Genomic DNA, 25,688 nt, shown 5'->3' on the forward strand with positions numbered 1-25,688 from the left:
GGCCCTGGTCCCAGGTCCCCGGGGCTACGCCACGAACGTGCGCGGGGGTTCCGCGGCGCTGCCGGCCGCGCCCGTGCCGACCAGGCGGGCGGCGGCCGCAAGGCGGATCGCGGCCTCCTCCGCCACCGGACCGCCCACGGTGAACGGCAGCCGCACGTAGCCCTCGAAGGCGCCGTCGACGCCGAACCGCGGCCCCGAGGGGACCCGTACGCCGACCCGCTCCCCCACTTCGGCCAGCCGGGAGCCGGACAGCCCGCCCGCGCGGGCCCACAGGGTCAGCCCGCCCCGCGGCACCTCGAACTCCCAGTCCGGCAGCTCCCGGCGGATCGCGGCGACCAGCGCGTCCCGGTTCTCCCGGGCCTGGTCGCGGCGGATCTGCACGGCCTCCTCCCAGCCGCCGGTCCGCATCAGCCAGTTCACCGCGAGCTGCTCCAGCACCGGCGTGCCCAGGTCGGCGTACGCGCGGGCCGCGACGAGGCTGCGGATGACGTCGGGCGCCGCGCGGACCCAGCCGATCCGCATGCCGGCCCAGAAGGCCTTGCTGGCGGAGCCGACGGTGATCACGGAGGATCCGGCCGGGTCGAAGGAGCAGACCGGCCGCGGCATCTCCACCTCCGGGTCCAGCCGGAGCTCGGCCATGGTCTCGTCGACGACGAGCACGGTGCCGGCCGAGCGGGCCGCCTCCACCATGGCGCGGCGCTGGTCGTCCGAGGCGAGCGCCCCGGTCGGGTTGTGGAAGTCGGCGACGACGTACGCGAGGCGCGGCGCGGCGTCGCGCAGCACCTGCCGCCACACGGTCATGTCCCAGCCGGCCAGTCCGTCGGCCATCGCGACGGGCACGAGCCGCACTCCGGCGGCGCGCATGAGCTGGAGGATGTTGGCGTAGGAGGGGGATTCGACGGCGATCCGCTCCCCGCGCCCGGCGAAGAGGCTGCAGATGGCGTCGATGGCGCCCATCGCCCCGGTGGTGACCATGATCTGCTCGGGCATGGTGGGGATGCCGCGCTCGGTGTAGCGGTCGGCGAGCATCCGCCGCAGCGCGGGGAGCCCGGCGGGGTAGTCCCCGTGGGTGTGCGCGTACGGCGGGAGCTCCTCCAGCGCGCCCTGTACGGCCTTGGTGAGCCAGGGCTCGGGGGCCGGGAGCGCGGCGCAGCCGAGGTCGATCATCGAGCCGAGGGACTCCGGCGGCAGCGGCTCCAGGCCCCGGGCGGGCAGCGGGTTCCCGGCCGGCACGGAGGTCCAGCTGCCGGCGCCGCGGCGGGACTCCAGGAAGCCCTCCCCGCGCAGCGCCTCGTACGCGGCGGCGACGGTGGTGCGGGAGAGGGACAGGGAGACGGCCAGCTCCCGCTCGGCGGGCAGGCGCGCGGCGACGGGGACGCGGCCTTCGAGGACGAGCAGCCGGATGCCGTCGGCCAGGGTGCGGTACGCGGGCGGTTTGCGCGTCCCGGGGACGCCGGGGCGCTCCTGCTGGGAGGTGATGAGACGGGCGAGCTGTGCGGCACCCACCGCCGAAGTCCACTCTGCCATGCTGTCCGGTCCACCTTCGTCGAATTGGCCCCGTCCGAACCGCTGTGGGGCCGGTATTGGCTTGCCTGCGCCCCCACAGCCTGTCATGCCGGGGTCCACCCGGACCAGGGGGTGCCACGGCGTTCACCGTGTGGCCACCGCGTCGCCGCCCGGCCGCTCACTCCCCACGGGGCACACCGTGCATACTGCGGCGGGTGACGCACGTACGCCTTCGCCATCCGTATCTGGACCACCCGGCTCCGATCCCCTTCGCGCACCGGGGAGGTGCCGCGGACGGGCTGGAGAACACCGCCGCGGCCTTCCGGCGGGCGGCCGACGCGGGGTACCGGTACTTCGAGACCGATGTGCACGCCACCGCCGACGGGAAGCTCGTCGCCTTCCACGACTCCACCCTCGACCGGGTCACCGACGGGCAGGGCCGGATCGCGGAGCTGACGTGGAGCAGGGTCCGCGAGGCGCGGGTGGCCGGCACCGAGCCGCTGCCGCTGTTCGAGGAGCTCCTGGAGGAGTTCCCCGAGGCCCGCTGGAACATCGACGTCAAGGCCGAGTCGGCCCTGCACCCGCTGGTCAACCTGATCGCGCGGGCGGGCGTCTGGGACCGGGTGTGCGTGGGCTCGTTCTCGGAGAGCCGGGTGGCCCGGGCCCAGAAGATCGCCGGTCCGCGGCTGGCGACTTCCTACGGGGTCCGCGGCGTGCTCGGCCTGCGGCTGCGTTCGTACGCGATCCCGGCCGCGCTGCGGGTCGGGGCGGTGGCGGCGCAGGTCCCGGAGACCCAGGCGGGCATCCGCGTGGTCGACCGCCGGTTCGTGAAGACGGCCCACGAACGGGGCCTGCAGGTCCACGTGTGGACCGTGAACGAACCGCAACGTATGGAGGCTCTCCTCGACCTGGGTGTGGATGGCATCATGACCGACCGGATCGACATCTTGCGCACGGTGCTGGACCAGCGCGGAGCCTGGGCCTGACCTGCCGGGACCGCCGCGTCCGCCCTTCACCTGCCGGACGGGAACGAGGGGGCACCGGTGAGTGCGGAGACCACTGAACAGGGCGCGGGGACCGCGCCGGAGGAGCCGGCGCCGAGCGCGGCCGAACGAAAGCGCCAGCAGCACGGCTGGTACTTCTACGACTTCGCGTGCTCGGTCTACTCCTCGACCGTGCTGACGGTGTTCATCGGCCCGTACCTGACGACGATGGCCGAGGCCGCCCAGGACGCGCAGGGCTATGTCCACCCGCTGGGCATTCCGGTGCGGTCCGGCTCGTTCTTCGCGTACGCCGTCTCGGTGTCGGTGATCGTCGCGGTGCTGGTGATGCCGCTGGTGGGCGCGGCCGCGGACCGTACGGGCCGCAAGAAGCCGCTGCTCGCCGCGGCGGCGTACACCGGCGCGGCGGCGACCACCGCGATGTTCCTGCTGGGCGGCGACCGCTACCTGCTCGGCGGGGTCCTGCTGATCGTGGCGAACGCCGCGATGTCGGTGTCGATGGTGCTCTACAACTCCTACCTGCCGCAGATCGCGGAGCCGCACGAGCGGGACACCGTCTCCTCGCGCGGCTGGGCGTTCGGCTACACGGCGGGTGCGTTCGTCCTGATCCTGAACCTGGTCCTGTTCCAGTCGCACGAGTCGTTCGGGATCTCCAAGGACGCGGCGGTGCGGATCTGCCTGGCCTCGGCGGGCCTGTGGTGGGGGGCGTTCGCGATCATCCCGCTGCGCCGGCTGCGGGACCGGGCGGTGATCCGCCCGGGTGCCGACCATGCGGCGGCCGCCGGGTCGGGGTGGAAGCAGCTCGTCGCCACGTTGAAGGACATGCGGCGCCACCCGCTGACGCTGTCGTTCCTGCTGGCCTACCTGGTCTACAACGACGGGATCCAGACCGTGATCTCGCAGGCCTCCGTCTACGGCAAGCAGGAGCTGGGGCTGGAGGACTCGACGCTGATCACGGCGGTGCTGCTCGTGCAGATCCTCGCCGTGGCGGGCGCGATGGCCATGGGCCGGCTCGCCGTGTCGTACGGCGCGAAGAGGACGATCCTCGGGTCGCTGGTGGCCTGGACCGTGACCCTGGCCGCCGGCTACTTCCTGCCGGCGGGCGCGCCGGTGTGGTTCTTCGCCCTCGCGTCGATGATCGGACTGGTTCTGGGCGGCAGCCAGGCGCTGTCGCGCTCGCTGTTCTCGCACCTGGTGCCGGCCGGCAAGGAGGCGGAGTACTTCTCCGCGTACGAGATGAGCGACCGCGGGGTGAGCTGGGTCGGGCCGCTGGTGTTCGGGATCACGTACCAGGTCACGGGCAGCTACCGGGACGCGATCATCTCGTTGGTGGTCTTCTTCGCACTGGGTTTCGTGCTGCTGGCGCGAGTGCCGGTGCGGCGCGCGGTGGAGGCGGCGGGGAATCCTGTTCCCGAGCGGATCTGAGCGGATCCGGCGGACGGGTCGGCGGGAGGTTCGGAGGCGGGCACGACCCGGATCTTCATACGAATTCCGAACGGATTTCGACGTTGAAGCGAAGGGCCGGTAGTGTACGCCTTTGGCCTGCCAGCCGGACCGTTACTGCGCGCTAAAGAACTGAAGACGTTGGGTGACATCTGCTGCCAGATGTGACAAAACGGGCACTGGTGGGTACAACAAGGGGCGGCACGACGGGCGACGCATCACCCGGAGCGGGAATCTATACCGCCGACCGGACGTTGACCGGATGACGACGACAGCGACACCTGTCCTGTGGGCGACAAGCCCGGGAGGCACGATTCATGAGTGAGCGAGCTCTCCGCGGTACGCGGCTCGTGGTTACCAGCTACGAGACGGACCGCGGCATCGATCTGGCCCCGCGCCAGGCGGTGGAGTACGCATGCCAGAACGGACATCGATTTGAGATGCCGTTCTCGGTTGAGGCAGAGATTCCGCCGGAGTGGGAGTGCAAGGCGTGCGGCGCCATGGCACTCCTGGTTGACGGGGACGGGCCCGAAGAGAAGAAGGGCAAGCCTGCGCGAACGCACTGGGACATGCTCATGGAGCGGCGCACCCGCGAGGAACTGGAGGAAGTGCTGGCCGAGAGGCTGGCGGTCCTGCGTTCCGGCGCCATGAACATTGCCGTGCATCCGCGGGACAGCCGCAAGTCCGCCTGACAGCCGGACGTCCAGTAGAACGAACCCGAGGGCCCCCGCCACGAACTGTGGCGGGGGCCCTCGGCTTGTTCCGTGCGCGGGCTTGTTCCGGTACGCGGGCTTGTTCCGTACGTGGCTCAGGGGGCCAGCGGCGGCCGGTACCCGGCGTCGGGGCCCGGCTGCGGCGGCTGCTGCGGCCCGTCCTCGCGGATGACCTCGCCCTGGACGACCTTGCCGTCGGGGTGGTGGATGCGGGCCTGCTGGAAGGCATCGCCGAAGCTGCCCGCCGGGGCGGCGGCCATCTGGCGCTCCAGGGAGCCGGCCACGCGGCGGCCCGTCCACGCCCGGACGGGCGGCAGCAGGAGGAGCAGGCCGGCCACATCGGACAGCAGGCCCGGCAGCATCAGGAGCAGGCCGGCCAGCATCGTGAGGCCGTTGCCGCTGCCCCGCTGCTGCTTCGCCCCGGGCGCGGGCTGCTGCCCCTGCTGGGCCTGCTGGAAGGTGTCCGCGAGGTTCTTGAAGGCGCGCCGCCCGGCCCGCTTGATGACCACGGCACCGAGCACGATCCCGCCCAGGAGCAGCGCGGCGACGGTCAGACCGCCGGCCGCGCCTGCGACCAGGCTCAGCAGCCAGATCTCCAGGATCAGCCAGGCGGCGACCGCCAGCGGAAGGAAGGTGCGGCCGCGCGAGCGCCGCCGCGGGGCCGTCGAAAGGGGAACGCCGGTCGTCATACCATCCAGTGTGCCTGGGGTGGCGTAAAAGCGGCCTCAGCCGGAGGTACCGGACATCCCCTAGGGGGTTTACGGGGTCCTGGTCGGGCCGGCGTCCGTGCCCTTGGGCTTGTCCTGGCCGGTCAGCTTCGCCGCGTGGGCCTTGAGCCCCCACTGGGTGACCCGCCACAGGGCCTCCACCACGATGTCCTTGCTCATCTTGCTGTCGCCGAACTCACGCTCGACGAAGGTGATGGGCACCTCGACGACGCGGAATCCCTGGCGTACGGCCCGGCGGGCCAGGTCGACCTGGAAGCAGTAGCCCGCGGAGGCCACCTGGTCCAGGCCCAGCCCCTCCAGGGTCTCGCGCCGGAAGGCCCGGTAGCCGCCCGTCACGTCGCGGATCGGGACGTCCAGCATCAGACGGGAGTACACCGAGCCGCCGCGGGAGAGGAACTCGCGGCTCTTGGGCCAGTTGACCACCCGGCCGCCGGGCACCCAGCGCGAGCCCAGGACCAGGTCCGCCCCGGCCAGCGCGGTGAGCAGCCGGGGCAGCTCCTCCGGCTGGTGGGAGCCGTCGGCGTCCATCTCGACGAGGACGCCGTAGTCGCGCTCCAGGCCCCAGGCGAAGCCCGCCAGGTAGGCGGCGCCGAGCCCCTCCTTGCCCTTGCGGTGCAGCACGTGCACGTGGTCGTCGGCGGCCGCCAGCTCGTCGGCGAGCTTGCCGGTGCCGTCGGGGCTGTTGTCGTCCGCGACCAGGATGTGGGCCTCGGGCACCGCGGCGCGCACACGCCCGACGATCGGTCCGATGTTCTCGGCCTCGTTGAAGGTCGGAATGATCACCAAGGCCGTGCCGAGCGGTCCGTGCCCTCGCTGTCCGCCGTCGCTCACTGGGTCCGCCTTCGTGTTCTTGTACGTCCTGTCTCAGAGGATGACTTTAGAACAGTGGCCGGGGCCCGCGGTCCTTCGGGCCGGTCGGACTCCCGCTGGCTGCGGGTCGCCGTGACCGTTGTCTACTGGACCGCGGGCCCCGGCCGGGCCACCTTCCCCCGGGCTCCTGCGGAGCAGGGGGGACCCCCGTCCCGGCGAAACCTTCCCTCGCCCCCGAGGCGCGGGCGCGCTGAGCAGACGGCGCCGCCCGGTACGGACGTCCGGTGGTGGACCCGGCCGAACCTATCCGGGTCCGAGCGCCCGTACCGAACCGAGGCCGACCGGATCACCCCTGTGGCCGTACGAATACCTCCCGCCCGCCGACGACCGTGGCGAGGCACACCGGCAGATCGCGGCCGGGGGTCAGGTCGGGCAGTCCGGGGGTCCCGGAGCGGGGGTCCGTGGACCAGCGGGCGACCCGGTCGTCGGGGGCCTGGACCACCAGTTCGGCTGTCTCCCACAGCGCGTAGTCGGCCGGGGCTCCGGGCACCAGCACGCCCGCGCCGTCCCGGCCGAGGGCCCGCCAGCCGCCCCGGGTGTGGGCCGTGAAGGCGGCCCGTACGGAGATCCGGTGCTCGGGGGTGCGGTGGAAGGCGGCCGCCCGCACGGTGCCCCAGGGGTCGAAGGGGGTCACGGGGGCGTCGGAGCCGAAGGCGAGCGGTACACCGGCCTTGAGCAGGGCGGCGAAGGGGTTGAGCGTACGGGCGCGCTCCGCGCCCAGCCGGTCGGCGTACATGCCCTCCTCGCCGCCCCAGGCCGCGTCGAAGGCGGGCTGTACGGAGGCGGTGAGGCCGAGGTCCGCGAAGGCGGCGATGGTGGCGGGGGTCATCATCTCGGCGTGCTCGACGCGGTGCCGGGCGGCGCGGACGCGGGCGAGGCCGACCTTCTCGGCGGCGGCCCGCACGCCCTCCACGACGGCGGTGAGGGCGGCGTCGCCGATGGCGTGGAAGCCGGCCTGCAGGCCCGCCTCGGTGCAGGCGGCGACGTGCTCGGCCACCTCGGCGGCGTCGAGGTAGCCGGTTCCGGTGTGCCCCGCGTCGGCGTACGGGGCGTGCAGGCAGGCGGTGTGGGAGCCGAGGGCGCCGTCCACGAAGAGGTCGCCGGCGGCGCCGATGGCGCCGAGCGCCTTGGCCTGTTCGAGGTCCCGGTCGGCCCAGTAGCCGAAGACCCGGGGGCCGGGGCGCTCGTGGGCGAGGTTCAGGAGGTCCGCGAAGTCCTCGGCGGAGGAGATGTCGGGGCCGCCGCACTCGTGGACGGAGCCGATGCCGAGGGAGGCGGCCCGGTCGAGGGCGGCCCGCTGGGCCTCGGCGCGCTGGGCGGGGGTGACGGCGGCGAGCGCGGCGCGGCGGACGGCGTGGTGGTCCTCGCGGGTCAGCGGCTCGTCGCCGCGGACGGAGACGGCCGGTACGAGGTCGAGCAGGGCGGTGGTGACCACGGCGGAGTGGACGTCGATGCGGCTGAGGTAGAGCGGTCGGCCGCCGGCGGCCTCGTCGAGCTCCTCGCGGCGGGGCGCGCGGCGCTCGGGCCAGCGGGAGGCGTCCCAGCCGTGGCCGAGGAGCACCCGGTCGGCGGGACGGCGCCCGGCGTACGCGCGGACGAGGCGCAGGGCGTCGGCGAGGGAGGCGGCGCCGGTGAGGTCCAGGCCGGTGAGGGCGAGGCCGGCGGAGGTGGTGTGGACGTGCGCGTCGGTGAAGGCGGGGGTGACGAGCGCCCCGCCGAGGTCGACGACCTCGTCGACGCCCTGTGCGAAGGCGTCGGCGGCGCCTTCGGAGCCCACCCAGGCGATGTGTCCGCGCTCGACGACCATCGCGGTGGCGAAGGGGTCGGCGGGGCTGTGTACCTCGCCCCCGCGCAGGAGTACGGTCCGTTCGGATGCGGGGGCTCCGGCGGCGTCGGCGGAACTGGCGGTGCGGTCGGTCATGCAGTCAGTTTCGCGGGTCCGCGGACCCGCCTCGACCGCGCCCCCGGATACCCGGCGCGAAAGGCGTCACACCCGGGGCGGGCGGGCCTCGTACGGGGTGGAGAGGACGACCGTGGTGCGGGTCGAGACGTGGGCCAGGGCGCGCAGGCGGCTCAGCAGGTCCTCCAGCTCCAGCGGGGTCGCGACCCGGACCTTCAGGATGTAGTTCTCGTCGCCGGCGACGCTGTGGCAGGCCTCGATCTCCGGTACTCCGGCCAGCCGGTCGGCGATGTCGTCCGGCGCGCTCGGGTCGAAGGGCTTCACCGAGATGAAGGCCGTCAGCGGCAGGCCGACGGCTTCGGGGTCGACGACGGCCGCGTACCCGCGGATCACTCCGCGCTGCTCCAGACGGCGTACTCGCTGGTGGACGGCCGATGTGGACAGTCCCGTGGCCTTGCCCAGATCCGTGTAGCTCATCCGCCCGTCCCGTACGAGCAGATCCACGATCTGGCGGTCCAGCTCCTCCATTGCGCTCATAGCCGCTCAACCTAAGGCCCAAGGGCACTCCAGGCACAGTGCTGTCCGCCCACAAGTGGCACCTGCGGCGGGCATGTGACCAAGGCCACAGGGGTATGCAGGCGTACGGCGGGATGTTGTGGTTACTCGTGCCGCGCGGCGGGAAGTGCTTGCTGTGGCCGAGGCCGTGGAAACTGCCCGCCCGGCCCACCCAAGGGGGAGTACATCCATGCTGAACACCAAGCGCGCCGGTCGCACCGAACCGGAGCCCCTCGATTTCGTCGACGCCGAGGACGGTGAGTACCTCGAAGACGCCGACGGGTTCGACGGCTTCGAGATCCACCACGCGATCTGCCCCGACTGCGGCCAGTCGATCGCCCTCGTCGCGGACGAGGAGTACCTGCCGGAGCACGCGCTCTGCCTGACCCCGTGGAACCCGTTCGGGCTCACGGTGTGCGCGGGTACGGGCCGCCCGGCCTCGGACGCGCTGCCGACGGTGGGCACGGGCCAGGGCGAGCCCCAGGAGCTGGAGGTCGTGCTGCTGGACCTGCCGCAGGGCCTGGACTGGCGGACGCAGCCCTTCTCGCACGTCGGCGGCCCCGGTTCGCGTCCCGTGCGGATGCCGGCGCCGACGCTGCTGCCGCAGATGCGGCAGCACGCGCAGGCCGCCTGACGGCCTTCCCGGCCGCGCCCGCCGGATCTACCAGTACGTTCCCCGCACCATCGCCCGGAGGCTGGCGTGGTGCAGGATCAGGCCGTCCGGATCCGCGGGGATCTCGACCTCGCCGAAGTGCGCCTGCCGGTAGGCGATGCGCAGCATCACGATCCCGTGCCGCAGGGCCGCGTACAGGGTGTGGAACTCCATGTCGCGCGGGGTGTGCCCGGTGAGTTCGGCGTACCGGCGCTCCAGGTCGTCGCGGCGCAGGAAGTCCGGCAGGCCGCTCTGGCCGAAGCCGACGGTCAGGTCCTGGAAGAAGCGGTGGAGGTACACGGTCCAGCCGAGGTCGACCTCGCGCGGGGCGTACGCGGCCATCTCCCAGTCCAGGACGGCCACGGGTTCGAATCCGCCGGCCTCGTAGACGACGTTGCCGATGCGTGCGTCGCCCCAGTTGAGGACGGCCGGGCCCTCGTCGTCGGGCCACAGCTCCTCCAGGCGTTCGAAGGCCCGCTCCAGCAGCGGGGACGGCGCGAGTCCGTCGACCACCCAGGCGTAGTAGGCGCGTTGGGCGTCCACGTGGCGGCGCAGCGGGCTTCCGGTTCCCTCGGGGAGGAGGAACTCGGCCTCCTTGGCGGGGAACTGGTCGTGCAGCCGGGCCAGCAGCGAGATGCTCGCCTCCTGGAGCGCGGCGCGTTCGGAGTCGCTCGCGGAGTGCAGCCAGTTGCCCTCGTACGTGTAGGGCATGACGTCGGGCGGGACCCGGCCCTCGGCGCGGGCCATGACGAAGAAGGGCGCGCCGAGCGGCCCGGGGTCCGTCTCCAGCCACAGCACGCGCGGGACGGGCAGGTCGGTGTGGGCGCCGACCAGGCTCATCACGCGGTGCTGGCGGGGCATGTCGTAGGTGGGGAACACCGTGTAGGCGGCCGGGTCGGCGGCGAGGCGCAGGGCGCAGGCGCGGACCGGGGTGTCGGGGTGCTCTATGTCGAAGAGCAGGGTCTCGCTGGACATGCCGTTGGACGCGGGGACGCGGATCCCCGTGACCTCGGCGCCGGGGAGCTCGGCGTGGAGCCAGGCGGCGAGGCGGCGGCCGAGTTCCTCGGGTTCGCGGGTGGAGGTGCGCGGGCGTGGTGCCGGTGCTGCCATGACTTCCCCTTCCTTCTTCTGACTCGGGTACGGGGCGCGCGCCTAGGGGGTGTCCGCGAAGTGGCGCCGCCCGGAGGGCGGTCCCGCGGCGTCCGGTGCGTGCTCTCGGCGTGCCGGGCGGAAGCCCTTGTACTGGACGCACTCGGGATTTCGCCCGGTGCGCCGAGAGCGCGTGCCGGGCGTCGCGGGACAGGCGGGACTTTGCGGACACGCCCTAGGGGGTGTCCGCAAAGTAGCGGCGGCCGCCCGGAGGGCGGTCCCGCGGCGTCCGGTGCGTGCTCTCGGCGTGCCGGGCGGAAGCCCTTGTACTGGACGTACTCGGGATTTCGCCCGGTGCGCCGAGAGCGCGTGCCGGGCGTCGCAGGCGGGACTTTGCGGACACGCCCTAGGGGGCGACGGAGCCGTAGTCGGCGAAGCCGCTCGGGTCGTGGCGGCCGAAGCTGCCGTGTTCGAAGATGCCGAAGCCGGTGCGGCCGTCGAGCGTGAAGCGGGCGGAGTGGTCGGTGACGCCGAAGGCGGCCATGGGGTGGGCGGCGGGGTCGGAGAGGTCGTAGACGCGGCGGTCGGTCCAGCCGCGGCCCTGCCAGGTGCCGTGCTGCCAGTCGGCGGCGGGCGGGTAGCCGGCGCCGACGGCGAGCGGGGAGGAGTTCAGGATCTCGACGCCGAGTTCGAGGGGTTTGCGGGCCGGGTCGGAGAGGTGGACGACGGCGCTCTCGGGGTGGCGGGTGCCGGGGCGGTAGCGGATCTCGGTCTGGGGCCAGCCGAGTTGTACGTCCCGCCGGCCGCTGTCCTCGGGGAAGACCTGGAGGGCCTCGCTGAGGGTGCGGTGGCCGTCGGCTTCCTCCTGGGCGATGACCATGAGGAAGCGGTCCTCGAAGCGGACGGGGATCCAGAGCCAGTGGAAGCCCTCGGGCCGGTGCTCCTCGGCGGCGCGGCCTCCCTCCTCGCCGGGGATGGGCCGCACGCCCCAGCTGCGGTCGCGGGTGCCGGTCCACTCTCCGGGGGTGAGGGTGTGTTCCTCGCCCTTGGCGCGGATGGTGCCGGTGACGTGGCCGGCCTGGACGAAGCGGCGGCCTTCGAGCATGAGGCGGTCGCCGCGCCGCTGGACGTGGTGGGGCTCCCAGACGGCGGGGAACCCGGCGGTCCAGGTGATGTCGTACGAGAGCCCGCCGGGGTCGGCGGGGTCGGGATCGCACCGGAGGGTGATCCGCTTCAGGGGTTCGTCGACGGTGATCCGCAGCGGGCCGACGGAGAGGTTCATCCGGTCGTCGGTGAGGGCGTCGGAGGCGCGGACGGCGAGGAGTTCGTCCCCGGTGCGCAGGGTGGCGTACGCGTCGATGACCCCGGCGTTGGGGTAGACGCCGAGGCCGAGGATGAGGACGGCGCGGCCGGCGTGGTCGAAGACGTGGAAGATGCAGCGGTCGTAGGCGTTCCGGTCGCCGGTGACGAGGTGCTTCATCGACAACGGGGCCTGGTGGACGGGGTATTCGTCGAGGGGTACGGGTCGGTCCGCGGGCATGGCAAACCTCCTGGGGCGGCGGGCTCCGGTGGATATGACGGTACGTCAGATACGGTGCCCGGGGCCAGACTTCTGGCACTCCCTGACAGCCCGGCACGTCTGGCCACGCCTGGCCACGTCGGACGCCGCGCTCCGGGTCCGCCTCGGGAGCTCCGCGGAAAGCCGCGCCGGGGACATCTCGAACGGATACCCGGAGGGCGGGGGCGGTTACCCGTGCGTCGGTGACGCGTTGGCCCGGTATGACGACGCTCGAGACCCCTGGGACACGAACGGGACGTCGGCGGCGTTCGGCGCCGCCCGGCTACGAAGAATCGGTTCCGCGCCAGGAAGAATCGGTTCCGCAGCGTCAGCCGGATCCGCCGATCTACCATGCGCTGCTGTCCCGTTGGGCCGCCGACGGGCGCACCCTGCCGGGCCGCCGCGATCCGGAGTGGTCCCGGGTCGCCGCCTCCCCGATCTGGCCGTCGGGACCGCTCTACGGGGGCGGCCGGTAGGCAGCGGCCCGGAAGGTGCCGCGGGGAGCGGCTGGTGGGGAGCGGCCCGGAGCGGGCGGCCCGCGGGAGCGGCCGGAAATGACCCGGCGCACTCCCTGTGCGCTCCCCGTGCCGCCTCGCTCGGACGGGGGCCCGGCCGCACCCTGGGCGCATGACGGACCCGAAGCGGCTCCTGGCCGAATACCGGCGCGACGGCTTTGTCGTCGTCCCCCCGTTGACCCCGCACGAGATATGGGCTCCCCTGACCGGGGAACTGCCCTCCGTACTCGCCGAGGAGGGCCCGCAGCGGTTCTTCGAGGAGGACGGGACCACCGTGCGCGCCGTCTACGGACTCCACCGCAGAGGCGGTCCCTGGCAGGCGCTGGCCGAGGCGTCACCGCTGACCGCGCTGGCCCGGCTGCTCCTCGGCGAGGACATGTACGTGTACCAGTGGAAGGTCAATCCGAAGGCGGCCCGGCACGGCGACCGCTGGCAGTGGCACCGGGACTTCGACTTCTGGCGGGCCGCCGACGGGATGCGGCGTCCGGCGGCGCTCACCGCCGCCGTCTTCATCGACGAGGTCACCGAGGAGAACGGGCCGCTGCGCCTGATCCCGGGCACGCACACCGACCGCCCGGCGACGGCCGCGCCCTCCGGAGACGACGGGAGCAGCGGCGGCGGGGCGGGCGACTGGGCCTGGATCACGTCGAACCGGAACGCCTACGCCCTCCCGGACCCCTCGACCGAGGAGCTCGCCCGCACCCGGTCCGTGCACGAGGCCACCGGCACGGCCGGCACGGTGGTCCTCTTCCACGGCAACCTGGTGCACAGCTCGGGCCCGAACCGCTCCTCGCGCACCCGCACCCTCGCCCTGATCAGCTACAACGCGGTGTCCAACGCCCCGCCGGCCGACCACCCCGCCGCGCGTCAGGACCTCTTCGTCAACCACGACGCGAAGCCACTGCCGCTCGGGGACGAGGGGTACTAGGGGGTGTCTTGTCGATCACGCCGGGCTCGCGACGCCCGGCACGCACTCTCGGCGCACCGGGCGACATCCCAGTACGTCCAGGACAAGGGCTTCCGCCCGCCGTCGCGACCCCGGCGTGATCGGGAAGACGCCCCCTAGAGCGGGAGGAGGCCTGCCGCGGTCGGGCGGAAGCCGCAGCGGGCGTAGAAGGGCTGCAGGTGGGGCTCGTAGTCCACGTGCAGCCACTGCGCCCCCGACGCACGGGCCGCGTCGGCGGCGGCCCGGACCAGCCGGACCCCGAGTCCGCGGCGGCGTTCGTCCGGGTGGACGGTGGTGTCCAGGATGAAGGCGTGCGCGCCGCCGTCGCCCGCGACGTTGACGTAGCCGACCAGACGTCCGCCGCGGCGGGCGGTGATCCAGGCGGTGCTGCGCTCCAGGACCGGCCCGAACGAGGCGGTCCGGTGGCCCGGCCAGGCCGCGCCGAACAGCTCGTTCAGTTCGGCGTCGGCCAGGGCCGGGCGCACCTCCAGGACGAGGTCCTCCGTCAACGCGACTCCGGGCCCGCCAGGTGGCGGGCGATGACCATGCGCTGGATCTGGTTGGTGCCCTCGACGATCTGGAGGACCTTGGCCTCGCGCATCAGGCGCTCCACCGGGAAGTCCGCCGTGTAGCCGTAGCCGCCGAGGACCTGCACCGCGTCCGTGGTGACGGCCATCGCGGCGTCCGTGCAGAAGAGCTTCGCCATCGCCGCCTGGCGGGAGAACGGCTTGCCCGCGTCGCGCAGCCGCGCCGCCGCCAGGTACAGCGCCCGGCCGGCCTCGATCTTGGTCGCCATGTCGGCGAGCATGAAGCGCAGGCCCTGGAAGTCCGCGATGGGGTGCCCGAACTGCTTGCGGTCCAGGGCGTACGCGAGGGCCTCGTCCAGGGCGGCCTGGGCGACGCCGATGGCGCAGGCGGCGATGCCCAGGCGGCCCGCGTCCAGGGCGGCCAGCGCGATGGTGAAGCCCTGGCCCTCTTCCCCGATGCGGCGGGTGTCCGGGACGCGGACCCCGTCGAAGTGCAGCTGGGCGGTGGGCGAGCCCTTCATGCCCATCTTCTTCTCGGGGACGGCGGCCGTCAGGCCCTCCGCGTCGCCGGGCACCAGGAAGGCGGTGATGCCCTTGGGGCCCTCGCCGCCGGTGCGCGCGAGGACGGTGTAGAAGTCGGCGACGCCGCCGTGGGTGATCCAGGCCTTGGTGCCGGTGATGACCCAGTCGTCGCCGTCGCGTACGGCCTTGGTGGTCAGCGAGGCGGCGTCGGAGCCCGAGGCGGGCTCGGAGAGGCAGTACGCGCCGAGCAGGCCGCCGCCGAGCATGGCGGGCAGGTGGGCCTTCTGCTGCTCCTCTGTGCCGTATCCGGCCAGTCCGTGACAGGACAGGGAGTGCACGCTGACGCCCAGCCCGACGGTCAGGCGGGCCGCCGCGAGCTCCTCCAGGACCTGGAGGTAGACCTCGTACGGCTGCTCGCCGCCGCCGTACTCGCCCGCGTACGGGAGACCGAGCAGGCCGGCTTCGGACAGGAGGGTGAAGATCGCGCGCGGGAAGGTGCCCGCGTCCTCCTCGTCGGCGGCTACGGGGCGGATCTCACGCTGGGCGATCTCGCGTACGAGCGCGAGGAGATCCCGGGACTCCTCGGTGGGCAGCTGACGGTCCACCGGCTGCGGGGCGCGGTCAGTCATGGCGGCGCTCTCCTCCCTCATCAGGCACGGCGGCGGCACGTGAGGTGTGGGACGGGCCGCCGGGTCTCGGTGCTTCTCACAGCCGATACTGCCCTCCCGGATCACGGAAGCGGCAGATCAGTGGCTGCGGGCGGCTTGAGTATGCCCGATCAGGGTCGTCCCGTCACTGGGTCAAGATCACCCGTTGTCCCGAACGCCTCTTCGGGCAGCGGTGGAGGCGGACACTCGGGGACGAACTCCCCGATCACGGTCAGCGTCGCGCGCAGCTGGCGGACGAGGAGGGCGCCGAGCCGGTCCCGGCCGGGCTGCCCCGCGGCGGATTCCGCATCACCGTCCGCCCCCGTTCCCACCTCGGCGTCCCGGGCGCCGATCCACTCCAGCGTGGTCCCCTCGACCCCGGACAGCCAGCCCACCAGCGCGAGCCGGGCGAGCGGCGGGACGGCGCGGCGCCCGTACGCGCCCTCGGCGATGGTGGCCACGAGTTCCTCGCGCACCGCGTCGCGGATGGCGAGCACCTCGGCGTCCGAGCCCACTCCCCCGGTGACGATGGTGCGGTAGGCGGCCTGGTGGTGCTCGGCGTAGTGGAGGTAGCCGTCGATGGTGCGGCGGACCCGCTCGGCCTTGGGCAGGTCCGGTTCCCCGGCGGCGCGGGCGACGAGCTCGGCCACCGAGTCCTCGACGATGGCGAGGTAGTAGCCGCGCTTGCTCTTGAAGTAGTAGTAGATCAGCCCCTTGGCGACGCCCGCCTGTTTGGCGATGTCGTCCATGGAGAGCGCGTCGTACGAGGTGTCGGCGAACAACTTGCGCCCGGTCGCGATGAGTTCGGCCCTGCGGACCTGCGAACGCTCGCTCGCGCCCCGCTGTTGACTATTATTCAAATTCGGCCCTAGCCTCGAACTGCCACAGGATGCCCGCAGTATGGCAGACCTGTCTCATGCACTTCCCCTGCGCACGGACGACGTACGGGAGGCACTTCCATGAGCACGTACAGGGACACGGACGAAGGTGCGGGCGGCGTCACGGACGCGGCCCGCGGACTCGAAGGACGGGTCAGCTGGCGGAAGTCGGCCGCCGTGGCGGTGCCCGCCGTCCTCGCGGTCGGGGCGATGGCCGTGGTCGTGGCGCAGGGCGCGCTCGCCGCGTCGTTCGCCGTCTCGGGGACGAGTTTCCAGGTCTCCTCCTCGAAGCTGAGCAGCAAGGGCCTGGCCTCGTACGTGCAGACGGACCGCTCCGTCGACGGCAAGGGGCATCCGGTCGCGCTGCTCGGCATCGGCGAGGCCACGCTCGCCGACATCTGCCAGGCCGCCGAGGTCGACACCCCGCTGGGCACGGTGGTCTTCAAGCTGACCGCCGGCGGTCCGGCGGGCCGGGTCACGGCGAGCAACCTCGTCATCGACGGCGAGGACCTCGACGGCGACGCGACCTTCGGCACGGCGCAGATCGGCCGGGACGCCTCGACCCTCGACCGGGTGGACGGGGTCAAGGGGGAGCCCGGGAAGTTCGGCCTCCAGGCCGGGGACATCGAGGTCGTCGGGGTGAAATCGCACGCCTGGTCCGCGACCGGCGGGAACTTCCGCCTCAAGGGCATGCGGGTGAGCGTCGGCCTGGACGGCGAGAAGTGCTTCTGAAGCGCCCCCGGATGCCGCCGCCGTTTGCGCGGCAGCGGCGGCGGCTGCGCGCCTGGCGCCGGACCCGGCCCTTCTGGGGCGGGCTGCTGGTCGTCCTGGGCGGGGTCGAGCTGCTGATGGTCCCGCTCTCCCCGCTGACCGTGCTGGTGAGCCTGGGCCTCGGCGGGATCGCGGCGATCGGGATCGGTGCCGCGCTCGTCGTGGCGGGCCTGTTCCTGTGGTTCCTGCCGCAGGCCCGGGCGTACGTCTCCGTCCACGCCCTGCTGCTGTCGGTGCTGTCGTTCCCGGCCACCAACCTGGGCGGGTTCCTGGTCGGCATGCTCCTCGGCATCGCCGGGAGCGCGCTGGCCTTCGGGTGGACGCCGCTGTCGGACGAGGCGGCACCCCGGGCCGCCGCCGGGCAGGACCCCGGCGAACGCGGGCCGCGCGGCACCGGTCCGAGGGCGCTCGCCGCCGTGCTGCCGGTGCTGCTGGCGGCCGCGCTGGCGACCGGGGCCCCGCCGGCCAGGGCGGCCGGCCTGCCCGACGGGCCGCCGACCGCCACCCGGACTCCCCCGACCGTCACGACCTCGCTGTTCGCCCCGCAGGGCTTCGCCTTCGCGGGGGTCACCGAGATCGCGACGGCCGACGGGCCGCTGAGGGTACTGGTGCTGAAGATGGGGGCGGCCTCGCTGGCCGACTACCGGCTGCGCACCCGTGACGGGCGCGAGGAGTACGGGCTGGCCGCCGCGTCCCTCGAACTACGGGGCGATGTGACCCTGTACCTGACGAAGTTCAGCGGCTGCATCGAAGGGCTGCTGTGCGTCACCTTCAGCCCGGACGGGCTGCCCGCTCCCCCGGTGATCCCGCCGTTCGTCTTCATGACCCGGGTCAGCGCGGAGCAGGCGCTGGTCACCTCGGACCTGATCGTCACGGACGGCCTGCGGCTGGAGGCCTCGTAGGCGCGGGTGCGCGGGCATCCGCCCCTTCGGGCCCGCAGGCCCGCGGCTCCGCGGATCAGCAGGTCAGAGCCAGCCCACCTGCGTGACGAACATGGCGACGACGACCACCAGCGTCCAGCCGAGCACGTGCTCGAGCCACTTGGAGTGGTCCTTGGGGCCGCCGGTCCGCACGAGGTTCCGGGCGCGGGCGGTGAGGGAGGCGCTGTATGCGGTCATGCCGTCCAATGTGACAGCGTTCGCGGCTTTCGCGGTAGAGACGAGCGTCACGCGTGGCACGCATCACGCGCCCCGGCGCGCCGCCGGGCCCCGGCCGGCTCGCGGTCGGGGCCCGGTGCGTACGGGGGTCAGGTGGTGCGGTCGCGGCCCGCCATGCCCGCCATGGAGAGCGCGAGCAACAGGGCGACGCCGCCGGTGATGACATTGCTGACGACGCTGCGGGTGGTGCTGACGTCACCGGCGATGACCCACGGAGCCACGATCGTCCAGGCTCCGATGGCGACCGCCGTCCAGGCCATCGCGTGGGTGCGCTCGTACGCGGAGCCGAGTCCGCTCATGCACAGGCAGTACGCCACGCCGGCGATCAGGTTGTTGATCGCCAGCGAGCCGAGTCCGCTGAACCCGGCGATCCAGGGCGAAGCCGCCAGGTACAGGCCCGTGATGAGGGCCAGTGCCTCCACGGCCTGGGCGGCGGGGGTGCTGGTGACCCGCTCGAACCGGGAGCGCATCTCGGCGAGGTCGGGGTGGTGTTCGATGCTGTGGGTGGTCATGGCGGGCCGCCTCCTGTAGAAGCCTTTATGTGCCCTTTACGACCTTATGTTGCGCTTATCTACCTCCACGGTCAACGGAAATTCACGGCAATTCGGTCACAGCACCCCGACCGCCCGCAGGGCCGCGAGTTGGACCACGCTCGGGCGGGCCGGGGCGTACAGATAGCAGACGCCCCCGGAGCCGGACGCCACCTTTCCTGCCGAGTTGTGCCGCTTCGTACGCAACCACGCGTTCTCCCACTCCCGGCGCTTGTACACGCGGCGGACCGCCGTGTCGTCGGGCGAGTTCGGGTCGTTGGCGACCACGTCCCCGGCGGCGGTGAAGCCGACCACGATCATGAGGTGTCCCGCGGTGCCGTAGCCCGCACCCGTCAGCTCCTCCGCCCGGAAGGACTGCGAGGTGATCACCGGGATGCCCGAGCGGACCAGGGCCTCCAGGTCGGCGAGGGAGCGGAGCCGGGTCACGACCCCGGCGAGGCCGGTGTACGTGGCGGCGTACGCGGCGTTGAAGGGCCAGTTGCCGCAGCCCTTGTACGCGCTGTCGTAGGTGGAGCGGGCCGCGTGGCAGACCTGCGGATCGGGGTAGCGGGAATCGACCCAGGCCAGGTCCCCCGCGGCGGGCTTGCGGCCCCAGTACTCGATGGCCATCTGGGAGGAGGTGGGGCTGCACCAGGCCTCGCCGCCGTTGTCGTACTGGGGGTAGCGGCCCTTGTGGACCTCCTGCGAGTAGCGGGGGACCTTCAGCTCGTGGGCCGTGCGCGAGGGGACGGAGGCGGGGACCGTGAACCGGTCCGGTACGTCGGAGACCATCGCTCCGGCCAGCCACACCGTCGGGCCCTGGGCGGCGCCGGGCTTGCGGTGGAGGGTCAGGCGCAGCTGCCAGTGCGCGATCCGCACCCCGTTCGCCTTCGCCGGGGCGTCGACGGCCAGGGTGTCGGTCCACACGGTGGTACTGCCGTCGGTCTGGCCGTCCACGGAGGTGCGGCGGATGTCGCCGTCGCCGGAGGCCCAGCGGCCCATCACGTACCAGGGGGTGGCGGCGCCGCTGCCGTACGTGGCGCGCAGCTCGATCTGGATCCAGGTGCCGGCCGGGGTGTGGGCGTTCCAGGAGGCGATGGCCTCGGTGCCGGGCACGGCGGAGCGGTGCACCGGGGAGGTCCAGACCGCGTACTCCCAGGTGCCCTTCTTCGCGGTGTGCGGGTCGGTGTACTCGGTGTGGCCGGCCGGTGCGTCGATCACCAGGCCGGGGCGGTCGCCGGCGCGGGCGGCGGTGCCGCGGTGGGTGCCGGCCCGCCAGTGCGCGTACGAGTACCAGAACCGGTTGTCGACGGTCGGGGCGGCGGCCGACGCCGCCGCGGCTTCCGCTTCCCGCGCCCCTGCCGGGCCGGGGCGGGCCGGGGGCGTCTCGCCCGCGGCCGAGGCGCGGCCGCCGGGGACGGTGGCCGCCGCGGCCGCCGCGAGCGCGACGGCCAGCAGGGCGCGGCGTGGTGTGGGTGCGGTCATCGGCGTGGCCCCCAGGGGTCGGTGCGGCGGTCGAAGGCTCCACCCTTCCAGTTCCCGCCCGCCGGACGGCGAAGCCACGGCACCGTGTCGGGGTGACGCGGCACCGGGACGGAGCAGGGACCTACTCTGGCCGGGTGGAGCCTCAGCAGTCACTTCAGTCACTCGCGCATGAACTCGCCGCACTGCCCCCGTCGCTGGGCCCGGTCCGGCTGATCGCCGTCGACGGGCACGCCGGGTCCGGGAAGAGCACCTTCGCCGGGCGGCTCGCCGAGGCGCTGGGCGGGGCACCCGTGCTGCACCTGGACGACGTGGCCACCCACGAGGAGCTCTTCGCGTGGCCGGAGCGGCTGCGCGCGCAGGTACTGGAGCCGCTCGCCGCCGGGCGGCCGGCCCACTGGGCCCCGTACGACTGGGTGGAGCGCCGGTTCGGCCCCGAGCGGGTGCTGGAGCCGGTTCCGCTTCTGCTGATCGAGGGGGTCGGGGCCGGGCGGCGGGCGCTGCGCCCGCATCTGGCGCGACTGCTGTGGATGGAGACCCCCCGCGCACAGTCCTGGGGGCGCGGGAGAAATCGGGACGGGCGTGAACTTTCCGACTTCTGGGACGGATGGGAGCGCGCGGAGCTCGCACACTTCGCGGATGATCCTTCGCGCCCCTTCGCCGACACTTTGGTACGCCAGAGCGGTACGGGATACGAGTGGACTTCCGGGGCGGATGCGACCTCCGGAAGGGCCTCTTCCGTTACGGAAGGTGACGGATTCCCCCAGGCCTGAACCCCTCGGGGAATCCGCTCGAGCGGGCCTGCACCGACTCGCTTGACCTGGGCCCCGCACCGGCCTTACGTTCTGAATGCGCGGTCTTTCCAGGCCGCAGCGGACGCGAAGCCCCCGATTGTTCCCCCGTGATCGGGGGCTTCGTTCTGCCCCGGGCCGTCTTTCCGACGGCTCCGCGCGGGCCAGGTCCCCCCGAAATCTTCACCCTGAGTCACCTCGTGCGCCCCTGGCACGCCTCCGACAGGTGTCCGCCGCACCCTACGTATGGTGCTTGGCCGCAGGTACGATGCACCCCTGATTTCATCGGCGCAGTGGACAACTCGCGGGCGCGACGCGGGGGTTGCTGTGCACCACGGGGGCAGGCTTGTGGGGGATGTGATGGATTTCGGCACGCCGGGCACGCACGCCCCGGCCGAACTCGCCTGGCTGCGCGGGGTGGACGCCTGCACCATGGGCGCCTATCCGCAGGCCGAGGAGGAGTTCCGGGCGGCCGTACGACTGGATCCCTCGATGGCCGACGCATGGCTGGGCCTGCACGCGCTCCGGGTGGACACCACGAACGCCTTATTGCGCATGTACGCCCACCGCGACCGCTTCGGCGAGCAGCGGGCCCGCCACCGGCGGACCCTGAACTCCTGGTACTGGCTCGGCTGGTGGGTACAGCCGGTACTGGAGAGCCGGCGGGACCTGCTGCTGGCGCACGCCTCGCACTGGCTGGACGGCCGGCACGTCCCCGAGCTGGACCAGGCGCTGGCCGCGCTGCCGCCGGTGGACACCGACGCGCAGGTGCGGTTCCTGCACGCCTGCCGCTCCTACCTGGTCAAGGACTGGGAGCAGCTGGTGCGGCACACCGAGCCGCTGGTGGACGATCCGCTGCTGGGCATCGAGGCGGGCCTGTTCGGCGGGATGGCCCGGGTCCGCCTGGAGATGTACGGGCAGGCCGAGCCGATGCTGTCGGCGGCGCTGATGCGGTGCCGCAGCGAGCAGCCGCAGCGCAAGGAGCTGCGGTACTGGCTGGCGCGGGCGCACGAGGGGACCGGGCGCAGCGCGGCGGCCCTGCCGCTGTACCGGGCGGTGCACCGGGTGGACCCGGCGTTCATGGACACGGCGGCCCGGCTGACGGCGATCGAGGACAGCGACTACGTGGACGGGGCCGAGGGGTACGCCGGATACGCCGCGTCCGGCTACGAGGGGTACGCGGGCCACGATCTCTCGCCGGTCGGCGGGGACTTCGCGGCGGTGGCCCTCGGCGGCGGCCCCGTCCAGGACGTGGCGGCGGACGGGCAGGCGGAGCAGGACCCGCTGATCTCGCCGGATCCGGACCCGCGGTTCGGGGCTCCGGGCGGTCCGGGCGGGGGCCGGCCGGAGGGCGTGCGCCGCAAGGTGGCGGTGCCTGCGCAGACCGCGCCCGGGGGGCTGCCGGCCGGGCCGGCCGATCCGGCGCTGCTCGCCGAGGCGCTGGCGGAGCTGGAGCGGATGGTGGGCCTGGAGCCGGTGAAACGGCAGGTGAAGGCGCTCTCCGCACAGCTGCACATGGCCCGGCTGCGGGCCGGGCAGGGGTTGCCGGTGCAGCCGCCGAAGCGGCATTTCGTCTTCTCCGGGCCGTCGGGCACGGGCAAGACGACGGTGGCGCGGATCCTGGGGCGGGTCTTCTACGCGCTCGGGCTGCTGGGCGGGGACCATCTGGTGGAGGCCCAGCGGGCGGACCTGGTGGGCGAGTTCCTCGGGCAGACCGCCGTGAAGGCGAACGAGCTGATCGATTCCGCGATCGGCGGGGTGCTGTTCGTGGACGAGGCGTACAGCCTCTCCAACACGGGGTACAGCAAGGGCGACGCGTACGGGGACGAGGCGCTCCAGGTGCTGCTGAAGCGGGCGGAGGACAACCGGGACCACCTGGTGGTGATCCTGGCCGGCTACCCGGCCGGGATGGACCGGCTGCTGGCGGCCAATCCGGGGCTGTCCTCGCGGTTCACGACCCGGGTGGACTTCCCGAGCTACCGGCCGCTGGAGCTGACCGCGATCGGCGGGGTGCTGGCGGACGCCAACGGCGACTGCTGGGACGAGGAGGCCCTGGACGAGCTGCGCAGCATCAGCGGGCACGTGGTGGAGCAGGGCTGGATCGACGAGCTGGGCAACGGCCGCTTCCTGCGCACCCTGTACGAGAAGAGCTGCGCGTACCGGGACCTGCGGCTGGCCGGCTTCCCGGGCGAGCCCTCGCGCGACGACCTGGCGACGCTGCGGCTGCCGGACCTGATGCAGGCGTACGGGGAAGTCCTGTCGGGCCGCGGCCCCCAGGACCGGGACCGGCCGGAGCCGCCGCCGATGTAGCGCTGCCGCCCCGCAGAGGTCCTGCGGGGCGGCAGCGGCTCACACCAGGGCTCTCAGACCCCGGCGGGGCTGTTCTGCCGGGTGCCCGGGCGGCGGGCCGGAACGCGGTGCGCGGGATCGCGCACCTCGCCGACCAGCATCTCCAGGACGTCCTCCAGGGCGACCAGGCCCAGCACCCGTCCGGCCGGGTCCGCGACCTGGGCCAGATGGGTTGCGTCCCGGCGCATGACGCTGAGCGCGTCGTCCAGCGGGAGGGTGGCGGACAGCGTGGTCATCCGCCGCCAGACCCGCTGGGGCACGGCCCGCTCCCGGTCCTCCAGGTCCAGTACGTCCTTCACGTGGACGTAGCCCATGAAGGCCCCGTTCTCGGAGCGGACCGGGAAGCGGGAGTAGCCGGTGCGGACCGTGAGCTGCTCGATCTGGCGCGGGGTCGCCGAGGGGCCGACCGTGACCAGCCGGTCCCGGGCGAGCAGCACGTCCGTGACCGGGCGGCTGCCCAGCTCCAGGGCGTCCTCCAGGCGCTCCTGCTCGCCCGGCTCCAGGAGCCCGGCCTGCTGGGAGTCCTCGACGAGCCGGCCGAGCTGGGCACTGGTGTAGACGGCCTCGACCTCGTCCTTGGGCTCCACCTTGAAGAGGCGGAGCACCAGGTGCGCGCAGGAGCCCAGCGCGCTGGTGACGGGGCCGCACAGCCGGGCGAAGGCCACCAGGCCCGGGCTGAACCAGAGGGAGGTCTTCTCGGGCGCGGCCATGGCGAGGTTCTTGGGCACCATCTCGCCGATGACCAGGTGGAGGAAGACGACGGCGGCGAGCGCCACCGCGTAGCCCAGCGGGTGGATCATGCCCTGCGGGACGTGCGCCGCGAGGAACAGCGGCTCCAGCAGGCGGGCCACCGTCGGCTCGGCGACCGCGCCGAGGGTCAGGGAGCAGACGGTGATGCCGAACTGGGCCGCCGCCATCATCCGCGGCAGGTTCTCCAGCCCGTACAGCACCTGGCGGGCCCGCTTGGACTCCTTGGCGAGCGGCTCGATCTGGCTGCGCCGTACGGAGACGAGCGCGAACTCGGCGCCGACGAAGAAACCATTGGCCAGGACCAGGAGCAGGGCGAACAGCAGTTGGAGGGCGTTCATCGGCCGGCGCCTTCCAGCTGGGCCGGCTGGGCCGGCTGCGGCGACCGGCCGTCCGGGGAGGCCTGCCGGCCGGGCCCGGTGCGCACGGCGCCCGTGTCGATCCGGACGGTGGCGCGGGCGGCCTCGGGGGCGCTCCCGTGCGCGGCGGCGGGGACGCTGCCCAGCCGGACCAGCCGGACGCGTTCGGCGCGGTTGCGGCCGACCTGGCGGACGGACAGCTTCCAGCCGGGCAGTTCGGCGCGGTCCCCGGGGGCGGGGATCCGGCCCAGCAGGTCCGCGACGAGACCGGCGACGGTCTCGTACGGGCCTTCGGGCACCTCCAGGCCTATCCGGCGCAGGGTCTGAACCCGGCAGCTGCCGTCGGCCTCCCAGGAGGGGCGGCCGTCCTCGGCGGGTACGGCGGCCAGTTCGGGGCTCTCGTCCTCGGCGAGGTCGTGCTCGTCGCGGACCTCGCCGACGAGCTCCTCCACGATGTCCTCCAGGGTGACCACCCCGGCGGTGCCGCCGTACTCGTCGACGACGACGGCCATCGGCTGCTCGCTGCGCAGCCGCTCCAGCAGCGGCTGCACCGGCAGGGAGCCGGGCACCAGCAGCGGGGCGACGCAGATCCGGCTCACGGTGGTGCGGGCGCGCTCGGACTCGGGCACGGCGAGGGCGTCCTTGAGGTGGACGACCCCGGTGACCTCGTCGATGCGCTCCCGGTAGACCGGGAAGCGGGACAGCCCGGTGGCGCGGGTCAGGTTCAGCACGTCGGCCGCGGTGGCCGTGTGCTGGAGGGCGCTGACCTTCACCCGGGGGGTCATGACGTGCTGGGCGGTGAGCTCGCCCAGCGAGAGGGTCCGTACGAAGAGGTCGGCGGTGTCCTGTTCGAGGGCGCCGGCCTGGGCCGAATGACGGACCAGGGAGACCAGTTCGCCGGGGGTGCGGGCGGAGGCCATCTCCTCGGCCGGCTCCACGCCGAGCATCCGTACGAGACGGTTGGCGACGGCGTTCAGGCCGGCGATGACCGGCCGGAAGGCGCGGGAGAAGACCTGCTGCGGGCCGGCCACGAAGCGGGCCACCTGCAGCGGCCGGGAGACCGCCCAGTTCTTCGGGACGAGCTCGCCGACGACCATCTGGACGGCGGAGGCGAGCAGCATGCCGATGAAGACGGCGATGCCGGAGACGGCCCCCGCGGGCAGGCCGGTGGCCGCGAGCGGCCCGGCCAGCAGTCCGGCGAGGGCCGGTTCGGCGAGCATGCCGACCACGAGGGAGGTGAGGGTGATGCCGAGCTGGGTGCCGGAGAGCTGGAAGGACAGCTCCCGCAGGGCTTCGACCACCGTGCGGGCACGGCGGTCGCCGTCGGCTGCGGCGCGTTCGGCCTCGGGCCGTTCCACGGTGACGAGGCCGAACTCGGCCGCCACGAAGAAGCCGTTGGCGAGGATCAGGGCGAATGCCGCCACGAGCAGAAGTAGCGGGATGGTCATGCCG

Annotated in this window: 24 protein-coding genes; 9 read left to right on the plus strand and 15 right to left on the minus strand. The window is 73.2% G+C overall.

Going from position 1 to position 25,688, the window contains the following annotated elements:
* Positions 1 to 24 precede the first annotated feature (24 nt).
* Positions 25 to 1,527 carry a PLP-dependent aminotransferase family protein gene (locus ACFY1T_RS11275; protein WP_390787931.1) on the minus strand — a complete coding sequence of 501 codons (1,503 nt, stop codon included), beginning with the start codon at positions 1,525 to 1,527 and terminating at the stop codon, positions 25 to 27.
* Positions 1,528 to 1,721: 194 nt separating this feature from the next.
* Here ACFY1T_RS11275 and ACFY1T_RS11280 point away from each other — a divergent pair, with 194 nt between their 5' ends.
* The 3 genes from ACFY1T_RS11280 (at position 1,722) to ACFY1T_RS11290 (ending at position 4,642) form a co-directional block, all read left to right on the plus strand.
* Positions 1,722 to 2,492, plus strand: coding sequence for a glycerophosphodiester phosphodiesterase family protein (locus tag ACFY1T_RS11280; RefSeq protein WP_390787932.1), 771 nt, complete (start codon positions 1,722 to 1,724; stop codon positions 2,490 to 2,492).
* A 57-nt stretch (positions 2,493 to 2,549) separates the two neighbouring features.
* On the plus strand, positions 2,550 to 3,932 hold the full coding sequence (locus ACFY1T_RS11285) for an MFS transporter (protein ID WP_390787933.1): 1,383 nt from the start codon (positions 2,550 to 2,552) through the stop codon (positions 3,930 to 3,932).
* Between the two features lie 335 nt (positions 3,933 to 4,267).
* Positions 4,268 to 4,642 (plus strand): RNA polymerase-binding protein RbpA, encoded by a 375-nt coding sequence (locus tag ACFY1T_RS11290; RefSeq protein ID WP_007262928.1) that lies wholly within the window; start codon positions 4,268 to 4,270, stop codon positions 4,640 to 4,642.
* Between the two features lie 116 nt (positions 4,643 to 4,758).
* On the opposite strand, the gene fxsA is transcribed toward ACFY1T_RS11290, so the two are convergent.
* The 4 genes from fxsA to ACFY1T_RS11310 form a co-directional block, all read right to left on the minus strand.
* Positions 4,759 to 5,352 (minus strand): FxsA family membrane protein, encoded by a 594-nt coding sequence (fxsA, locus tag ACFY1T_RS11295; protein ID WP_390787934.1) that lies wholly within the window; start codon positions 5,350 to 5,352, stop codon positions 4,759 to 4,761.
* Positions 5,353 to 5,421: 69 nt separating this feature from the next.
* Complete coding sequence (locus tag ACFY1T_RS11300; RefSeq protein ID WP_390787935.1) at positions 5,422 to 6,222, minus strand: polyprenol monophosphomannose synthase; 801 nt, start codon at positions 6,220 to 6,222, stop codon at positions 5,422 to 5,424.
* A gap of 325 nt (positions 6,223 to 6,547) precedes the next feature.
* On the minus strand, positions 6,548 to 8,182 hold the full coding sequence (locus ACFY1T_RS11305; RefSeq protein ID WP_390787936.1) for an amidohydrolase: 1,635 nt from the start codon (positions 8,180 to 8,182) through the stop codon (positions 6,548 to 6,550).
* A gap of 66 nt (positions 8,183 to 8,248) precedes the next feature.
* The gene (locus ACFY1T_RS11310) at positions 8,249 to 8,689 is read right to left on the minus strand and encodes an Lrp/AsnC family transcriptional regulator (protein ID WP_030162595.1); all 441 of its coding nucleotides are present in this window, start codon (positions 8,687 to 8,689) and stop codon (positions 8,249 to 8,251) included.
* Positions 8,690 to 8,906: 217 nt separating this feature from the next.
* Between ACFY1T_RS11310 and ACFY1T_RS11315 the strand changes: the two genes are divergently transcribed.
* A complete protein-coding gene (locus tag ACFY1T_RS11315; protein ID WP_390787937.1) occupies positions 8,907 to 9,350 on the plus strand; it encodes a hypothetical protein in 444 nt (147 codons plus the stop codon).
* 27 nt (positions 9,351 to 9,377) lie between these two features.
* Here the strand turns inward: ACFY1T_RS11315 and ACFY1T_RS11320 are convergent, their stop codons facing one another.
* Positions 9,378 to 10,478, minus strand: a complete 1,101-nt coding sequence (locus tag ACFY1T_RS11320; RefSeq protein WP_390787938.1) for a phosphotransferase family protein — start codon at positions 10,476 to 10,478, stop codon at positions 9,378 to 9,380.
* Between the two features lie 385 nt (positions 10,479 to 10,863).
* On the minus strand, positions 10,864 to 11,997 hold the full coding sequence (locus tag ACFY1T_RS11325) for a hypothetical protein (RefSeq protein ID WP_390787939.1): 1,134 nt from the start codon (positions 11,995 to 11,997) through the stop codon (positions 10,864 to 10,866).
* 645 nt (positions 11,998 to 12,642) lie between these two features.
* Here ACFY1T_RS11325 and ACFY1T_RS11330 point away from each other — a divergent pair.
* On the plus strand, positions 12,643 to 13,458 hold the full coding sequence (locus ACFY1T_RS11330; protein ID WP_390787940.1) for a phytanoyl-CoA dioxygenase family protein: 816 nt from the start codon (positions 12,643 to 12,645) through the stop codon (positions 13,456 to 13,458).
* 134 nt (positions 13,459 to 13,592) lie between these two features.
* Here ACFY1T_RS11330 and ACFY1T_RS11335 read toward each other — a convergent pair whose 3' ends face one another.
* The 3 genes from ACFY1T_RS11335 to ACFY1T_RS11345 form a co-directional block, all read right to left on the minus strand.
* Positions 13,593 to 13,985 (minus strand): GNAT family N-acetyltransferase, encoded by a 393-nt coding sequence (locus tag ACFY1T_RS11335; RefSeq protein ID WP_390787941.1) that lies wholly within the window; start codon positions 13,983 to 13,985, stop codon positions 13,593 to 13,595.
* Positions 13,982 to 15,154: an acyl-CoA dehydrogenase family protein gene (locus ACFY1T_RS11340; protein ID WP_030871859.1), complete on the minus strand. Its 1,173-nt coding sequence runs from the start codon at positions 15,152 to 15,154 to the stop codon at positions 13,982 to 13,984. The genes ACFY1T_RS11335 and ACFY1T_RS11340 overlap by 4 nt, the downstream gene beginning before the upstream one ends.
* Positions 15,155 to 15,303: 149 nt before the next feature.
* A complete protein-coding gene (locus ACFY1T_RS11345; protein ID WP_390787942.1) occupies positions 15,304 to 16,032 on the minus strand; it encodes a TetR/AcrR family transcriptional regulator in 729 nt (242 codons plus the stop codon).
* A gap of 99 nt (positions 16,033 to 16,131) precedes the next feature.
* Here ACFY1T_RS11345 and ACFY1T_RS11350 point away from each other — a divergent pair, with 99 nt between their 5' ends.
* Positions 16,132 to 16,782, plus strand: a complete 651-nt coding sequence (locus tag ACFY1T_RS11350; protein ID WP_390787943.1) for a DUF6230 family protein — start codon at positions 16,132 to 16,134, stop codon at positions 16,780 to 16,782.
* A gap of 11 nt (positions 16,783 to 16,793) precedes the next feature.
* On the plus strand, positions 16,794 to 17,723 hold the full coding sequence (locus tag ACFY1T_RS11355) for a DUF6114 domain-containing protein (protein ID WP_390787944.1): 930 nt from the start codon (positions 16,794 to 16,796) through the stop codon (positions 17,721 to 17,723).
* A 63-nt stretch (positions 17,724 to 17,786) separates the two neighbouring features.
* Here ACFY1T_RS11355 and ACFY1T_RS11360 read toward each other — a convergent pair whose 3' ends face one another.
* The 3 genes from ACFY1T_RS11360 to ACFY1T_RS11370 form a co-directional block, all read right to left on the minus strand.
* A complete protein-coding gene (locus ACFY1T_RS11360) occupies positions 17,787 to 17,939 on the minus strand; it encodes an SCO1431 family membrane protein (protein WP_106977289.1) in 153 nt (50 codons plus the stop codon).
* 128 nt (positions 17,940 to 18,067) lie between these two features.
* Positions 18,068 to 18,490, minus strand: coding sequence for an SPW repeat protein (locus ACFY1T_RS11365; RefSeq protein ID WP_229341812.1), 423 nt, complete (start codon positions 18,488 to 18,490; stop codon positions 18,068 to 18,070).
* Positions 18,491 to 18,586: 96 nt separating this feature from the next.
* Positions 18,587 to 19,993, minus strand: coding sequence for a peptidase C39 family protein (locus ACFY1T_RS11370; protein ID WP_390787945.1), 1,407 nt, complete (start codon positions 19,991 to 19,993; stop codon positions 18,587 to 18,589).
* Positions 19,994 to 20,127: 134 nt separating this feature from the next.
* Between ACFY1T_RS11370 and ACFY1T_RS11375 the strand changes: the two genes are divergently transcribed.
* Positions 20,128 to 20,763: a uridine kinase gene (locus tag ACFY1T_RS11375; protein ID WP_390787946.1), complete on the plus strand. Its 636-nt coding sequence runs from the start codon at positions 20,128 to 20,130 to the stop codon at positions 20,761 to 20,763.
* A gap of 378 nt (positions 20,764 to 21,141) precedes the next feature.
* Positions 21,142 to 23,091, plus strand: coding sequence for an AAA family ATPase (locus tag ACFY1T_RS11380; protein ID WP_390787947.1), 1,950 nt, complete (start codon positions 21,142 to 21,144; stop codon positions 23,089 to 23,091).
* Positions 23,092 to 23,144: 53 nt separating this feature from the next.
* Here ACFY1T_RS11380 and ACFY1T_RS11385 read toward each other — a convergent pair whose 3' ends face one another.
* On the minus strand, positions 23,145 to 24,218 hold the full coding sequence (locus ACFY1T_RS11385; protein WP_390787948.1) for a hemolysin family protein: 1,074 nt from the start codon (positions 24,216 to 24,218) through the stop codon (positions 23,145 to 23,147).
* Complete coding sequence (locus ACFY1T_RS11390) at positions 24,215 to 25,684, minus strand: hemolysin family protein (protein ID WP_390787949.1); 1,470 nt, start codon at positions 25,682 to 25,684, stop codon at positions 24,215 to 24,217. The genes ACFY1T_RS11385 and ACFY1T_RS11390 overlap by 4 nt, the downstream gene beginning before the upstream one ends.
* Between the last annotated feature and the right edge of the window lie 4 nt (positions 25,685 to 25,688).

Origin of the sequence: Streptomyces sp. NPDC001194, assembly GCF_042896985.1 — a bacterium.
Classification (GTDB): domain Bacteria; phylum Actinomycetota; class Actinomycetes; order Streptomycetales; family Streptomycetaceae; genus Streptomyces.

What these genes read in the sequence shown, in the direction of transcription:
- ACFY1T_RS11350 (WP_390787943.1), top strand. Translation starts at nt 16,132, where the DNA reads ATGAGCACGTACAGGGACACGGACGAAGGTGCGGGCGGCGTCACGGAC.
- ACFY1T_RS11330 (WP_390787940.1), top strand. Translation starts at nt 12,643, where the DNA reads ATGACGGACCCGAAGCGGCTCCTGGCCGAATACCGGCGCGACGGCTTT.
- ACFY1T_RS11365 (WP_229341812.1), bottom strand. Translation starts at nt 18,490, where the DNA reads ATGACCACCCACAGCATCGAACACCACCCCGACCTCGCCGAGATGCGC.
- ACFY1T_RS11275 (WP_390787931.1), bottom strand. Translation starts at nt 1,527, where the DNA reads ATGGCAGAGTGGACTTCGGCGGTGGGTGCCGCACAGCTCGCCCGTCTC.
- ACFY1T_RS11360 (WP_106977289.1), bottom strand. Translation starts at nt 17,939, where the DNA reads ATGACCGCATACAGCGCCTCCCTCACCGCCCGCGCCCGGAACCTCGTG.
- ACFY1T_RS11305 (WP_390787936.1), bottom strand. Translation starts at nt 8,182, where the DNA reads ATGACCGACCGCACCGCCAGTTCCGCCGACGCCGCCGGAGCCCCCGCA.
- ACFY1T_RS11390 (WP_390787949.1), bottom strand. Translation starts at nt 25,684, where the DNA reads ATGACCATCCCGCTACTTCTGCTCGTGGCGGCATTCGCCCTGATCCTC.
- ACFY1T_RS11355 (WP_390787944.1), top strand. Translation starts at nt 16,794, where the DNA reads ATGCCGCCGCCGTTTGCGCGGCAGCGGCGGCGGCTGCGCGCCTGGCGC.
- ACFY1T_RS11290 (WP_007262928.1), top strand. Translation starts at nt 4,268, where the DNA reads ATGAGTGAGCGAGCTCTCCGCGGTACGCGGCTCGTGGTTACCAGCTAC.
- ACFY1T_RS11340 (WP_030871859.1), bottom strand. Translation starts at nt 15,154, where the DNA reads ATGACTGACCGCGCCCCGCAGCCGGTGGACCGTCAGCTGCCCACCGAG.
- ACFY1T_RS11315 (WP_390787937.1), top strand. Translation starts at nt 8,907, where the DNA reads ATGCTGAACACCAAGCGCGCCGGTCGCACCGAACCGGAGCCCCTCGAT.
- ACFY1T_RS11325 (WP_390787939.1), bottom strand. Translation starts at nt 11,997, where the DNA reads ATGCCCGCGGACCGACCCGTACCCCTCGACGAATACCCCGTCCACCAG.
- ACFY1T_RS11380 (WP_390787947.1), top strand. Translation starts at nt 21,142, where the DNA reads ATGGATTTCGGCACGCCGGGCACGCACGCCCCGGCCGAACTCGCCTGG.
- fxsA (WP_390787934.1), bottom strand. Translation starts at nt 5,352, where the DNA reads ATGACGACCGGCGTTCCCCTTTCGACGGCCCCGCGGCGGCGCTCGCGC.
- ACFY1T_RS11385 (WP_390787948.1), bottom strand. Translation starts at nt 24,218, where the DNA reads ATGAACGCCCTCCAACTGCTGTTCGCCCTGCTCCTGGTCCTGGCCAAT.
- ACFY1T_RS11370 (WP_390787945.1), bottom strand. Translation starts at nt 19,993, where the DNA reads ATGACCGCACCCACACCACGCCGCGCCCTGCTGGCCGTCGCGCTCGCG.
- ACFY1T_RS11310 (WP_030162595.1), bottom strand. Translation starts at nt 8,689, where the DNA reads ATGGAGGAGCTGGACCGCCAGATCGTGGATCTGCTCGTACGGGACGGG.
- ACFY1T_RS11320 (WP_390787938.1), bottom strand. Translation starts at nt 10,478, where the DNA reads ATGGCAGCACCGGCACCACGCCCGCGCACCTCCACCCGCGAACCCGAG.